10 protein-coding genes and 2 pseudogenes are annotated in these 12,866 nt (G+C 48.0%); 5 read left to right on the plus strand and 7 right to left on the minus strand.

The genetic code is table 11. The annotated features are described in order from the left end of the window. Window positions 1-302 precede the first annotated feature (302 nt). Entirely contained in the window at window positions 303-2,843 is a 2,541-nt protein-coding gene (locus NDI34_RS25720; RefSeq protein ID WP_348234235.1) for a TonB-dependent siderophore receptor, read from the minus strand. A 166-nt stretch (window positions 2,844-3,009) separates the two neighbouring features. Here NDI34_RS25720 and NDI34_RS25725 point away from each other — a divergent pair, with 166 nt between their 5' ends. Next, a complete protein-coding gene (locus tag NDI34_RS25725; RefSeq protein WP_190673239.1) occupies window positions 3,010-3,702 on the plus strand; it encodes an IS1 family transposase in 693 nt (230 codons plus the stop codon). 522 nt (window positions 3,703-4,224) lie between these two features. On the opposite strand, the gene NDI34_RS25730 is transcribed toward NDI34_RS25725, so the two are convergent. Together NDI34_RS25730 and NDI34_RS25735 are read right to left on the minus strand one after the other, a co-directional pair. Next, window positions 4,225-4,935, minus strand: coding sequence for a tetratricopeptide repeat protein (locus NDI34_RS25730; RefSeq protein ID WP_348234236.1), 711 nt, complete (start codon window positions 4,933-4,935; stop codon window positions 4,225-4,227). 76 nt (window positions 4,936-5,011) lie between these two features. Further along, entirely contained in the window at window positions 5,012-7,126 is a 2,115-nt protein-coding gene (locus NDI34_RS25735) for a TonB family protein (protein ID WP_348234237.1), read from the minus strand. Between the two features lie 312 nt (window positions 7,127-7,438). Here NDI34_RS25735 and NDI34_RS25740 point away from each other — a divergent pair, with 312 nt between their 5' ends. Together NDI34_RS25740 and NDI34_RS25745 are read left to right on the plus strand one after the other, a co-directional pair. Next, window positions 7,439-8,089, plus strand: coding sequence for a MotA/TolQ/ExbB proton channel family protein (locus NDI34_RS25740; RefSeq protein WP_190532450.1), 651 nt, complete (start codon window positions 7,439-7,441; stop codon window positions 8,087-8,089). Continuing rightward, window positions 8,073-8,471, plus strand: coding sequence for a biopolymer transporter ExbD (locus NDI34_RS25745; protein WP_348234238.1), 399 nt, complete (start codon window positions 8,073-8,075; stop codon window positions 8,469-8,471). Before NDI34_RS25740 ends, NDI34_RS25745 begins: the two co-directional genes overlap by 17 nt. 92 nt (window positions 8,472-8,563) lie before the next feature. On the opposite strand, the gene NDI34_RS25750 is transcribed toward NDI34_RS25745, so the two are convergent. The 3 genes from NDI34_RS25750 to NDI34_RS25760 form a co-directional block, all read right to left on the minus strand. Next, window positions 8,564-9,331 carry an ATP-binding cassette domain-containing protein gene (locus NDI34_RS25750; protein ID WP_348234239.1) on the minus strand — a complete coding sequence of 256 codons (768 nt, stop codon included), beginning with the start codon at window positions 9,329-9,331 and terminating at the stop codon, window positions 8,564-8,566. Window positions 9,332-9,335: 4 nt separating this feature from the next. Further along, window positions 9,336-9,863, minus strand: a complete 528-nt coding sequence (locus NDI34_RS25755) for a hypothetical protein (RefSeq protein WP_348234242.1) — start codon at window positions 9,861-9,863, stop codon at window positions 9,336-9,338. A 115-nt stretch (window positions 9,864-9,978) separates the two neighbouring features. After that, window positions 9,979-10,317, minus strand: coding sequence for a 2Fe-2S iron-sulfur cluster-binding protein (locus NDI34_RS25760; protein WP_348234240.1), 339 nt, complete (start codon window positions 10,315-10,317; stop codon window positions 9,979-9,981). A gap of 106 nt (window positions 10,318-10,423) precedes the next feature. Between NDI34_RS25760 and cimA the strand changes: the two genes are divergently transcribed. After that, window positions 10,424-12,085 carry a citramalate synthase gene (cimA, locus tag NDI34_RS25765; protein WP_348234241.1) on the plus strand — a complete coding sequence of 554 codons (1,662 nt, stop codon included), beginning with the start codon at window positions 10,424-10,426 and terminating at the stop codon, window positions 12,083-12,085. 123 nt (window positions 12,086-12,208) lie between these two features. After that, window positions 12,209-12,751: pseudogene (locus tag NDI34_RS25770) on the plus strand (Uma2 family endonuclease); the annotation flags it as partial. A 9-nt stretch (window positions 12,752-12,760) separates the two neighbouring features. On the opposite strand, the pseudogene NDI34_RS25775 reads toward NDI34_RS25770, so the two are convergent. Continuing rightward, window positions 12,761-12,866: pseudogene (locus tag NDI34_RS25775) on the minus strand (IS1 family transposase); the annotation flags it as partial.

A 12,866-nucleotide genomic window follows, 5' to 3' on the forward strand; every position in this document is an offset into this window, starting at 1 on the left:
CATCGACAGAGCAAAAAAGTTCTTCTAGACTAAGCATGGGACGAGCCTGTAAAGCTGTTGTGTGATGACTTTTAGCTTACTCGCTTGTCCCCTCCTTATCCCGAACTCAGGTTAATCTAATACTTTTCAGTAAGGCTAGTTCCTCTCAAATAGAGCTGAACAAATAGAGAAACATAGTCCCCCTCAAAAAAGGGGGTTGGGAGGATCTCTGAGCGATGAAACTTACTCATCGAAAAGTATTGAGCTTTAACCAGAATGGCGTTGAGGATACCAGATTAACCGCTTAGCCAGAGCCTAAAACATCAAAATTCCACCCCAAATGTCCCCAACAAAGTTAAAGGCGCTCCGGGGTAAACTAAGAAGCCCTGAGAATCGTAATATTTGATATCAAAGAGATTCTTGATATTCAGAGCAGCGCGGTAATTGTTCCGCCGATAGAAGATAGCGGCATCAGTTCTCAAATACGAAGGGATTTCGATGGTATTTGGAAGCTCCGCTTCCCGCGCCCCCACAAAATATACTCCAGCTCCAAAACCTAACCCTTGCAGAGAACCTCTTTGGAATTCATAAGTCATCCACAAGCTAGCGCTATTATTTGGCGCGTTAACCAATTCGTCCCCTTCAGGAATGCTCTCATCTTTGCTAACAAAAGCATCCATATGGGCATAAGATGCAATAACATTCCAACCGGGTCTAATTTCTCCCCTCACGTCCAATTCGATGCCTCGGCTCTTAACTTCTCCCGCTGCAATTGAGAAATCACTATCATTGGGATCTGCCGTGGCAACGTTTGTTTTCGTTATCTGGTAAGCTGCCAGCGTCGTGGACAATCTGCCATCTAAAAATTCGCCTTTAATTCCGGCTTCGTATTGGGTACCTCTTTCAGGCTCTATTAGCTGTCCGTTCGACGTAAAAGCAAAAATATTTGGTCGAAAAGAGCGGCTGTAACTGGCATAGAGTGAAATTGGTTCTATCGGCTGATAAACAATTCCAACACGGGGTGAAAAGGCTTCAAAGTAACGGCTGGATTTTTCAGCTTCGCTTCCATTCAAAGCGTCTGAAACATCTTCGATGTCAAGCTCGACCGAATCAAATCGACCGCCAATCAGTAATTTCAGATTTGGCAACAATGTTATCTGGTCTTGTACATAGATACCTAACGTATTAGTGTTTTCTTCTCTGCCAAAGGCGTCACCGAAACTGTTTGGACGAGGAAACCCGTAAACTGGATTGTAAATATCAATTGAAGGGAAATTTGCTCTGCGTAATGTGTAGCCATTTCTAATTTTACTTAACTCAAGCCCAATGAGAAGTTGATGATTAATCGAGCCAGTATTAAATTTGCCTACCAAGTCTGTTTGCAGAGAATAATCTTCTCTGTTTTCATCAGAGTCATTATATCTTCGCCGTAAGGTGCGTCCATCTCCCTCTAATTGGAAGGTACGTGCTTGGACATTTTTACGCTCTGTATCAACGATTTGAGCTGAAAAAGCATTCCGGAGCCGCCAATTTTCGCTAAAACGGTGATCCAGAACATAACTAGCTTTATGGCTTCTATGGTTGTAACTGTCGTTGGGTTCTCCTAAATAACGACTAATGGGAAGATCAAACATCGCAGTTAGCGGTGGAAAGGCTCGGTCGAAAGTTCGATCGAGATCCAGGTACTCATACTCCAGGGTTAAGGTAGTTTTATCGGTAATCTTGAAGCTTAAGACAGGTGCAACCACGAAAAGCTCGCTGTCTACGAAATCTCTAAAACTACCTGAATTCTCATAGGCAACATTCAATCGATACAATACATTTTTGTCAGGATCGAGGGGGCCAGAAATATCTATCGATGGGCGATAGAAGTCGTAACTTCCAGCCGTAAATGAAGCGGCATAATAAGGTTCGCTCAGCGGTTGCTTGGTGATGTAATTCACGACACCACCCGGTTCAATCTGACCATAAAGCACCGAAGCTGGCCCTTTGAGAACTTCGACTCGTTCGATGTTGGCGACATCCGTTAATGAGTAAAAACCGCCATCGCTGAAACCATTTCTCAGGTTACTGGAGATGGCAAATCCCCGGATGGTGTAGTTATCAGTAGCGCCTCCATAACCCTCGCTTCGCACAACGCCACTGACGTTGCGTGCGGCTTCTGTGATTCTTACGACTTGTTGATCTTCAATCACCTGCCGAGGGACAACCTGAATGGACTGGGGAACGTCGCGCAATGGTGTATCGGTTCGCGTGGCGGTTGTGGCGTCGATGACTCTATATCCGCCTTCTTGCTGACCCGTGACCACCAGTTCAATTTCTTCTGGCTCTTCAACTGAAGCATCTGCATCTGGTTGGGTTTCGTCACCAGGTTCAGCCTCTGAAGGGGTCTGGGGCGACTCAGAAGGCTCAAAGTCAGCCGTCTCTGGCGTTTGGCTAGGAGGGGAAGCCTCTGCTGTTTCGGAGGCGGTTGTTAAGCTGAGTACCACTCCTTGCGGACTCGGCACGACTTCTGCGACTGGCAGTTCTGCGACGCCTTTGATCGTTACCCGAACACTGTTGCCATACAAGCGGTTTACGGTTAAAGAAGTTATGCCGAAGGCTGGGTTGTCCTGAGTAAACGTATCCCCTTCGGGAAGGCTTAGCTGGGCGTTAAGCAGGTCAATGAGCAGGGTTTGGTCATAGCTGGATGTGACCACTTGGGGTGCTGCTCCATTTGTCGTCTGCAAAATCACTTGCAAGCCGTCGGATGTTGAGTTGAGTTGCACACCTGTTACTACGACATCAGCCCGTACTGGCTGAGCCACTGTCATGACAACTGAGCCTGCGAGCAACAAGCCAGGAAGTAATTGCTGTAGTTTCATTCCGTTTCCACACACCTAATTTATGCACCCAGGTCTTGGTTAACAAGCCTGATTTTTATTGCAAGTAATTATCATTAGTGTGGTTAAGATAAAACGACGCCTGTGCAAAAGTCAAGTGAAAAAATTTGGCGTTGCATAATAGAAAGATGAATTCAGCATGACTACGATGCAGTGTCCAAACTGTGGCTCTACGGAGATCAGAAAAAACGGGAAACGTGGGAGTAAACAAAATCATATCTGCACCCGTTGCCATCGCCAATTTATTGACGTTTACGATCCCCCTCAAGGGTATTCTGAGGCAATCAAACAGCATTGCCTTACCCTATATGTCAATGGCATGGGATTTCGGGCAATCGAACGAGCAACCGGAGTGCATCACACCACCGTCATTTATTGGGTCAAACAAACTGGGGAACAACTTCCTGATGCTCCACCAGAACCGACCATTCCTGAGGTTGGGGAACTGGATGAACTGGAGACCTATATTGGCTCAAAAAAAAACAAAATCTGGCTGTGGACGGCAGTGAATCACTTCACTCAGGGCATCCTGGGGTGGGTCTTGGGAGATCATAGTGCACAGACCTTTAAGCCTCTTTGGGTAAGGGTTATGGCTTGGAAAAGCTACTTCTACGTCACCGATGGGAACCCCGTTTATCCAGGCTTTATCCCCGATGGAGACCAGATTGTGAGTAAGACCTATATGACACGAGTAGAGAATGAAAATACTCGATTACGCCATTACTTAGCCCGGTTACATCGGAAGACGTTGTGTTACTCGAAATCAGCAGAAATGCTGGCTCATTCGGTTCGATTGCTACTTCACTACTTAAAGTATCGTTCAATACAGGTATTTTCCTAAACATCTCTGCATTCAGCAATACCAAAAATTTAGAGGCATCGCCTAAGAGAAAGATTGACAAATGGCTAATTTTGGGCACTTGTTCTTCAGTAATTGGCTCAAGCTTAACTTCTTTAAACATTGGTTAAAGAAGTTAAGCAAGCGAATAATTGACAAAACCTCATAAAAGTGTTTTCTCTAATTAAGAAAGTTATTCAAGAAAGGCGAATTTAATCCACCAGCAGGCTGGTTTAGAGTGGAGAACGATTGCTTTTCGCCTTGTTAATAGATCCGATGGCTACAAAATATTGAGTCTTAGAGAAATCACGAGGGCGATCGCAGCCAATCTCTACACGCACCGACTGTACACGCGCCAACTCTACACGCGAAACTAGAGTGTCTGAAAAATCAGCGAAAAAACCCTAACACACTTAGTGACTCCTGAAGCGCGACTCCTGAAGCGGCGGCGCGGGTCAAAAATCTATCACATCAAATTCAAAAAAACGCTGAGAGGCTGAGCGTCGCTCAGCCTCTCGATTTAGGCTATGGCTGAAGTTTTTTGATCAGCGCCAGTGCTTCTTTGGATTCATCTGGCTTGCCTTGCGTAGCGAAGAGTTCAGAGGCTTTCTGAAGGTCTTCAATCGCTTTATTATCTTCCTCTAGCTGAGCATAAGCGATTCCTCGCTGATAGTAAGCTTCTGCTTGATCGGGCTTTAGTTTGATAACTTCGCTGTAATCAGCGATCGCTCCGGCGTCGTCTTCTAACTCAGTCCGAGCTAGTCCTCGATTCAAATAAGCTTCATCATCCTTGGGATCGAGTTGCAGCACTTTGCTGTAATCAGCGATCGCTTTCTCGTAGTCCTCTAGCTCAACCAGAGCTACGGCTCGGTTATAGTAAGCTTCCGTATCATTGGGATTTACTTCTAGCACCTTCGACAACAGATCGACGGCTGCCTTGTAGTCTCCCGCATCAAGTTTGTCCAAACCCTGTTGGAGCAGCGCCTCAGGATTCCCTTGGAGGCGGGGACTGCTGGGAGCAGGTGGTTTAATTTGAGGACTGGTAGACGCAGGCGGTTTAATTTGAGGACTGGTAGGAGCAGACGGTTTAATTTGGGGACTAGTAGGAGTGGGGGATGGTTTGATTTGAGGACTGGTAGGAGTGGGGGATGGTTTAGTTTGGGCACGAACTACAGGGTTCACTCCACCCACTCCGATAACAACTCCTAGAATTGCGATCGCTGTCTTGATGTTCATAAATCTACTTAGTGACGAGTGATTGGGTATTCAACAATCAGTTCAAGAGTCTATACCCACTCTGGTTGAGAGGCAATTATTCATTGTTCGTAGTAGCTGAACCCGATGATTCTGCTGAGGAAGGTGCAGCTCCCCGCCGCCGCGCCCGTGGAGCTTGTTGTGCCTGACTTGCTGAACCGGCTTCCAGACGCCGCTGCCGCCGCGCCCGTGGGGCTTGCCGTGACGGTCTAGAGGTCGAACTAGAGGCAGATTCCACCCGCCGCCGCCGTGCCCGTGGGGCTTGCTGGGACGGACTGGCAGCCGCAGATTCGACCCGCCGCCGAGAACGACGCGGCGTTTCTGAGGCACTCCTGGAAGAAGATGCTGTTTCCAGACGCCGTCGCCGACTAATCCGGCGTGTTTCCGAGGCACTCGTGGAAGAAGATGCTGTTTCCAAACGCCGTCGCCGACTAATCCGGCGTGTTTCCGAGGCACTTGTGGAAGAAGATGCTGTTTCCAGACGCCTCCGCCGAGAACGACGCGGCGTTTCCGAGGCACTCGTGGAAGAAGAAGCCGTTTCCAAACGCCGCCGCCGACTAATCCGGCGTGTTTCCGAAGCACTCGTGGAAGAAGAAGCTGTTTCCAAACGCCGCCGCCGCCGGGGAGTCGATGACTCCGAGCTACGGCTGGAAGATGCCGATTCTGTGCGACGACGTTCGCGAGAACGACGCGATCGCTCCGATCCTTCTAGCTGAAAATCAACTGAAGCCACAACCCCCTGTCGTCTACCAGAGGAAGAACTGAACTTCCAATTTCTTGCCGCTCTCACAGCAGCTTCATCAAGTTCGCTGTTACCGCTGGAACGCGACAGCCGAACATTGGTGACATTCCCTTTGTCGTCAACATCAACACTGACCTTGGATGCGCCTTCGACGCCTTGCCGTCTCGCATTGCTTGGATAGTCGGGCTTGTCACATTTAACGCAACCGATTCGGCTCGCTCCCGATCTTCTCGAAGGACGTTCTTCATCCCTGTCTCTTGGCTCAGTTCTTGGCTCGGTTCTTGGCTCGATCCTCGGTTTGAAATTTTCCGGAACTATCGCTACCTCCCTTCCGCTTCCCGGTTCTTTGCTGGTGCCAGTGCCACTACCCGTACTAGCGCCCCTACCGCTTCCTTGTCCTGAACCTGTACTAGAGCTACTACCCGTACCAGTGCCCCTACTGTTTCCTTGTCCTGAGCCTTCAGTGCTACTACCTGTACCAGTGCCCCTACCGCTTCCTTGTCCTGAGCCTTCAGGGCTACTACCTGTACCAGAACCACTTCCTAGCAGACTTCCCGTTCCGGCAGCCACAGTAGAGCCGCCGATGGCACTGCTTTTATCAGTTTGGCTAGCGCTATTTCCTGCACTTTCTTGAGTTTGTCTGGAGCCGGTAATTCCTCTAACTAAATCTCTAAATCTTTCAGACGTTTGTTGCTGGAAAGAAGGACTCGCCTGTGTTGGAGCTGCTGGCTTGTCACTCTGTGGAGACGGCGCAACGGCAACCGAGCTAGGTTGGCGAATTGGCTTCGAGTTACTTGCTCGATTGGGTTCCTCAGTGCGTTCCAAAGACGTCTTTTCTACTGCTTTGGGCGGCACGCTTGCCACTTGATCGGGAGCGACTCGTTGCTCGACTCGTTTGGGCGTTTGAGCGGGTCTGAACGGAGGTAAATTTACTGCAAGCGGCTGTCGCACTGGCTGCGGTACCACTTCAGGGCGTGTAGGCGCGGGTTGCGACGCTACTAGTGGAGAGGGAGCGATCGCTTTTGGTTCCGTGCGAGGTTGAGATGCTGGCGTAGCTGTACTGGTATCGGGTGTACTGCTTTGACTCGAACTCTCTGCTGCAACTGAACCTTCTTCCGATTCCTGCCTAGAACCCGTAAGTATGCGAGAACCTCCGGCTGCAACTGAACTTGCTGCCGATGGCGTCTGCTCTTGTTGATCTTCTTTTGGTGTATCTTCCTCTGGTTCCAAAGCTTCAAGGCTCTCAGGATCGAGAACCACAACTTCCATTGGCTCTTCTGCAATAATGTCAGATGTTTTCACCCAACGATTGCTCATCGCCAATACTCCGATATGGAGCGCTAGGGAACCGATGAGGCTATAGGCAATAAAAGACCTCAGAGCCTCTTCTTCTTTTTCTCGCTGCTGAACAGCAACAGTTGACAAGCCCATATATTATTGCAAGTTATTTGCACTTGTTTGGTCAAGGTAAGATGCACTGAAGTAAATGTCAAGAGGGAGAACCAGGAAAATGGGCTGTTATCACCTTAGCCAAACCCTCTCCAAACCTTTCCTTGATAGGCTTCTCAACCTTTTCAACAGTTCCGTTAAAATTACTTAACAAAAATCATTATTCCCCAAGTTGTGGAGAACTGCTTGACATAGATTCTCATTAGGTTTAATTTCTCTTGAGAACTTCTATCAGCTTTAAGACTCAAGTAAGCTGGTAGGCTAAGCCTTGTTGAGTGCCCTAGAGAAACTTAGATGGGAATTAGTAATCTTTTTGCGGCGGGCGGCGTGGTCATGTGGCCACTCCTAGCATTTTCTATATTAGCGATCGCCCTAGTAATAGAGCGTTCAAGATTTTGGTATGGCATTAACCGACGGCAAGGTCGGGTTGTCCGAGACGTGATGAAGCTTTATCAGCACGATCCCGAAGCTGCTGTGCATCGGCTCAAGCAGAATGCTGACTTGCCGATTGCGCGAATCTTTTTGGCAGCATTGGAACTGGAACAACCCAATCCAGAAGAATTTCGATTAGCGCTAGAAAGTGAAGCGCAAGCAGAGTTACCGGGATTGAAGCGATTCAATGTGGTGTTTGAAACGATCATCGCCCTGTCCCCTCTGCTGGGGTTGCTGGGAACGGTTTTAGGATTGATTAACTCCTTTGCCTCGCTGACGCTAGGGAGCGTCGGAGGTAGCCAGACGGTCGGTGTTACAGCAGGGATTAGCGAAGCGTTAGTTTCCACTGCTACCGGGTTAATTGTGGCGATTTTTGCCCTCGTGTTTTCAAATGCCTTTCGAGGGTTCTATCAGAGGCAGTCAGCGCACATTCAAGAGTACGGCGGGCAGTTAGAACTGTTATACCGTCGCCGTTATGAGAAAGGAGAGCCTTCCTATGCGACTACCCGATGAGCCGGATATCCCAGTACAGATCAACATCGTGCCGATGATCGAGGTGATCTTCGCCATTTTGACCTTTTTCATCATGTCCACACTGTTTTTGACCCGTTCAGAAGGGCTATCGGTAAATTTGCCAAAAGCAGCGACCGGACAAGCTCAAAAATCGACACCCGTAACGGTGTCAATTGACGAAGAGGGAGAAATCGCTCTCAACCGCCAACCAATTGATTTAGAGGAATTGGAAACCGGAGTGCGATCGCTAATTCCATCTGAGCAAGAAACCCTTGTCGTGCTAAATGCTGATGAAGGAGTCAATCACGGTCAAGTCGTGGCGGTGATGGATCAATTGCGTAAGGTAAAAGGAGCGAAATTAGCGATTGCTACGAAGAAATAATCCGTCGATTGGGTAAAAGATTATTCGTTATCAGTCGATAGTCATTAGTTTGTTGTTACTAACTAATGACTCATCACTCATGACAACTCTTTTTAACCCCAATCTTGGGCGGCTTGGGCTTCCGCTTGGATGAAGCGATCGCGTAAATTAGTCCAGTCTATCTGTGCTGCTGAGACATCCTCAAGCAACTGCCCATCCTGCAAATACAAAACCCGATTGCAAAACATTTGGGCTAAATCTAACTGGTGATTGACCATCAATACTGTAGTTTTTCCCTCGTTGCAAAGTTGCGTTAATACTTGCAGGACATAAGCAGCACGACCCGCATCTAGGGCAGATGTTGGCTCATCAAGTAATAAAATTTTAGGTTGGATAACCAGGGCACGGGCAATTCCTACCAATTGCCGTTGTCCTTGCGACAGTTGTACTTCCGTCCGACCTAACCAATCTTCTGGGATGTGCAGTTGCTCGATCCATGTGAGCAATTGTTGCTGAATAACCTGTTTCGTGACTCCTTGCAAAACCAGAGGATAAGCTAAGGCATCTCTAACCGTCATTCCCAAAAGTTTTGGTTCTTGAGAAACCAACATTACCTGCCGACGCAACGGGATAACCGGAAGCTTCCGGTAATCTTGATTTTCTAGGTAAATTGTGCCAGCAGTGGGTTCTAACAGCCGGTTTAATAGCCGCAATAGCGAGGTTTTTCCGGCACCAGAAGGGCCAATTAAACACAAGCGATCGCCCGGAAATACCTCAAACGAAATCTCCTTCAATAAATACTGCGAACCAACTGGCGCTGCAAGGCTTACCCGTTCCAGCCGCAGCAAATTTTTTTGTGCTTTCGTGTCTTCGTAGTTCAAAAAATTATGTTAATTGTCCTTGTGTAGTCGCCATCCAAATTGTCCACGCATCTGTAACAAAAAGCAGCAGCGAGAACACTAACAAAATTAGATACATCCAAGGCTGAGACAAAGGACGAACATCAGTTGTATCAATTCCCGTCTTGTCTTCCACCAGTTTAACTAACCGAGCAAAGCCAACGACCCGCATCGGTAGCAAATAAGCTTTTTGCTCTGACTTACTTACAAAGTAATAAACGATTCCACCTTGCCCTGTCGAGCGAAATTTTAAATCTTTGACTTCTGCCCAAGCTAACGACCAACCCTTGCGGAAGAAAACGGGAACCCAGCGAGGATAAGTGACCTGGATTTTTTCATCATCCACAATTACCCGTTCGCTGAGGACGCCAGATAACGGGACTAACCCTAAGGCAATTCCCAGCCACAGCAACCAAGGCGGTACAGGTGACGCAGATGCCTGTGACAAAAACGGTAGCGGAATCGTCAGTGCCAGGTAAAGTGCTATCAACGTGATGCGAATCAGGGGGGAAATGCGAAAAACGAAATGACTGGGATGCGCCGATTCCGACTGGGCTGATTCCGAGTGTAATTCAAGATTTTGTGACACGCTTTTAACTCAAAATCTAAAATTTAAAACTGAAATTGTTTTATCCTTGTGGCGTCCAAACCGTTTGAGTGCCTTGTCCCCAAAATCCATCAAATTTGGTTACTTTGACATCTCCTAAAACCTGGGTTTGACAAGCTAAGCGACGGTTTGCCGTGGGAGAATGAGGAGGAAGCGATCGCCGGGTTTTATCTTTCCAGTTGGCTTCGGAAACGTTTCCTTCTACTGCCACTGCACAGGTGCCACAGGTGCCAATCCCCTGGCAATTAATGATTTTTGCCTTGCCATTGTAGAGGTCGATGCCATTTTCCAGTAGCACTTTACGCAGGTTAGCACCCGTACTGCACTCAAACGTTTTTCCTTGAGCTGTTACCTTTGGCATAATGATGGATTCAACGAGCCTCTTGAGTGACAATTTATCTTCACTTTATTTTTACAGTTCTTTACAAAATTAGCTGTTAAATTTTCTCCCTCGGCGACAACTTCCCATGCACTCAGATCAAACAAACCGAATTTGGATTTACGACACGACGTTGCGCGACGGTGCCCAACGCGAAGGGCTATCGCTGTCACTCGAAGACAAGTTGCGAATTGCCCGAAAGCTAGATAAATTAGGCGTTCCGTTCATTGAAGGCGGTTGGCCTGGGGCGAATCCCAAAGATGTACAATTTTTTTGGCAATTGAAAGAAGAACCGCTTTCCTCCGCGGAAGTTGTCGCTTTTTGTTCTACTCGCCGTCCAAATACAACTGCGGCAGAAGATCCGATGTTGCAGCCCATTCTCGCGGCGGGGACGCGCTGGGTGACGATTTTTGGCAAATCGTGGGATTTACAAGTTACAGAAGGTCTGAAGACCAGCTTAGAAGAAAATCTGGCGATGATCGGAGATACGATTGAATATCTCCGCAGTCAGGGGCGGCGGGTAATTTACGATGCCGAACACTGGTTTGATGGCTATAAGCACAATCGGGATTATGCGCTCAAGACCTTAGAAAGTGCGATTGCAGCCGGTGCAGAATGGCTCGTTTTCTGCGATACCAATGGCGGCACGCTTCCTCACGAAATTAGCCAAATTGTCCGGGATGTCGCCAGTGTAATCGGAATCAGCGCTCAGCAGTCAGAAGCCAGCAGTGAGTTCCTGACTCAAAACCTCCCGCTTCTCGGCATTCACACGCACAATGATTCTGATACAGCGGTGGCGAATGCTTTAGCCGCTGTCATGGAAGGAGTCAGAATGGTGCAAGGCACGATCAACGGCTACGGCGAACGCTGCGGCAATGCTAACCTTTGCTCTCTGATTCCCAATTTGCAACTCAAACTGGGCTATGACTGTATTCAAGACGAACAACTGCTACATCTGACAGCTGCCAGTCGTTCAATCAGCGAAGTCGTCAATCTTGCTCCCGATGAACACGCACCCTTTGTAGGTCGTTCTGCGTTTGCTCACAAAGGCGGCATACACGTTTCAGCGGTTGAGCGGAACCCGTTGACTTACGAGCATATTCAGCCAGAACAAGTCGGCAACGAGCGTCGGATCGTGATTTCCGACCAAGCTGGATTAAGTAATATTTTGGCAAAGGCTCGCAGCTTTGGCATTGACCTAGATAAGCAAGATCCCGCCTGTCGCCAACTTCTACGCCGCCTCAAGGAACTAGAGAATGAAGGCTATCAGTTTGAAGCAGCAGAAGCAAGTTTCGATTTGCTGATGCGCGAGGCATTGGGGCAGCGACAGCAAATGTTTGAACTCAAAGGCTTTCAAGTCCACTGCGATATTGTCAGGAATGCAAACGCCCTTGCCACGGTGAAAGTCGCTGTCAATGGCAAAGATATTTTGGAAGCTGCGGAAGCAAATGGTCCCGTTTCGGCGTTGGATGCTGCATTACGCAAAGCTTTAGTCAATTTCTATCCAGAAATTGCCGTATTTCACTTGACTGACTACAAAGTGCGGATTCTCGACAGCGGCGCGGGAACTTCAGCCAAAACTCGCGTTCTCGTGGAATCTAGCAACGGTCATCAGCGCTGGGCAACTGTGGGGGTTTCTAGCAATATCCTGGAAGCTTCTTATCAGGCAGTCGTCGAGGGAATTGAATACGGTTTGCTGTTGCAGTCTTCAGCAAGTCGGACGACAGAAGTTGCCGCTACACAATTGTAGAAACCAGAGTAACTTATGTCTTTCTCGATAGGCTTTGATGGCGATCGCTCTTTGAAATTCCCTAAAAGTGCGATCGCTTTCTCATCCGCCACAATAAAGCTAAACCAGTGCGAGGGAGAGAAGATGACTTTAACTGCCCAGCAACTAGATGCAATGATGCCCGACGCTAGCCAACTGTATAGCGATGAGCCAGAAATGGAAAGTTCTTTGCACTATATGCAACTGCTGTTGCTTGTCACTTGTCTGGAATGGCTGTGGCGCGAAAGAGAGGATTTTTTTATCGGTGCCAATCTCACGATTTATTTTAGTCGGCAACAACTGAGAAATCGTGATTTTCGGGGTCCCGATTTCTTCTTGGTCAAACAGACCCAAAAATCTCCTCGCAATGCTTGGGTGGTGTGGGAAGAAGATGGCAAGTATCCCAATTTGATTATCGAGTTGCTATCAACTTCTACCGCTACGACAGACCGTAGTTTGAAGAAAGACTTGTATCAAGACCGCTTCCGCACGCCGGAATATTTCTGGTTTTCCCCAGATACGCTGGAATTTCAAGGTTTTCGATTGATGGGAAATCAATATCAGGAAATTGCCCCAAATGAAAAGGGCTGGCGTTGGAGTGAGGAGCTAGGCTTGTATCTGGGCGTAGAACAGGGACAGCTACGCTACTTGGTAGTGCTAAAGAAGTAATGATGCATTGTAATGATGGATGAAGTACCAAATTGCGCCAAGGTGATTCTCTAATGACTTTGAAAACGACAGGGTTTTGCGGACTAATCGAGAA

It is taken from the genome of Trichocoleus sp. DQ-U1 (genome assembly GCF_039961925.1).
Classification (GTDB): domain Bacteria; phylum Cyanobacteriota; class Cyanobacteriia; order Cyanobacteriales; family FACHB-T130; genus FACHB-T130.

What these genes read in the sequence shown, in the direction of transcription:
- NDI34_RS25740 (WP_190532450.1), top strand. Translation starts at nt 7,439, where the DNA reads ATGGGAATTAGTAATCTTTTTGCGGCGGGCGGCGTGGTCATGTGGCCA.
- NDI34_RS25720 (WP_348234235.1), bottom strand. Translation starts at nt 2,843, where the DNA reads ATGAAACTACAGCAATTACTTCCTGGCTTGTTGCTCGCAGGCTCAGTT.
- NDI34_RS25730 (WP_348234236.1), bottom strand. Translation starts at nt 4,935, where the DNA reads ATGAACATCAAGACAGCGATCGCAATTCTAGGAGTTGTTATCGGAGTG.
- NDI34_RS25760 (WP_348234240.1), bottom strand. Translation starts at nt 10,317, where the DNA reads ATGCCAAAGGTAACAGCTCAAGGAAAAACGTTTGAGTGCAGTACGGGT.
- NDI34_RS25725 (WP_190673239.1), top strand. Translation starts at nt 3,010, where the DNA reads ATGCAGTGTCCAAACTGTGGCTCTACGGAGATCAGAAAAAACGGGAAA.
- NDI34_RS25745 (WP_348234238.1), top strand. Translation starts at nt 8,073, where the DNA reads ATGCGACTACCCGATGAGCCGGATATCCCAGTACAGATCAACATCGTG.
- NDI34_RS25735 (WP_348234237.1), bottom strand. Translation starts at nt 7,126, where the DNA reads ATGGGCTTGTCAACTGTTGCTGTTCAGCAGCGAGAAAAAGAAGAAGAG.
- cimA (WP_348234241.1), top strand. Translation starts at nt 10,424, where the DNA reads ATGCACTCAGATCAAACAAACCGAATTTGGATTTACGACACGACGTTG.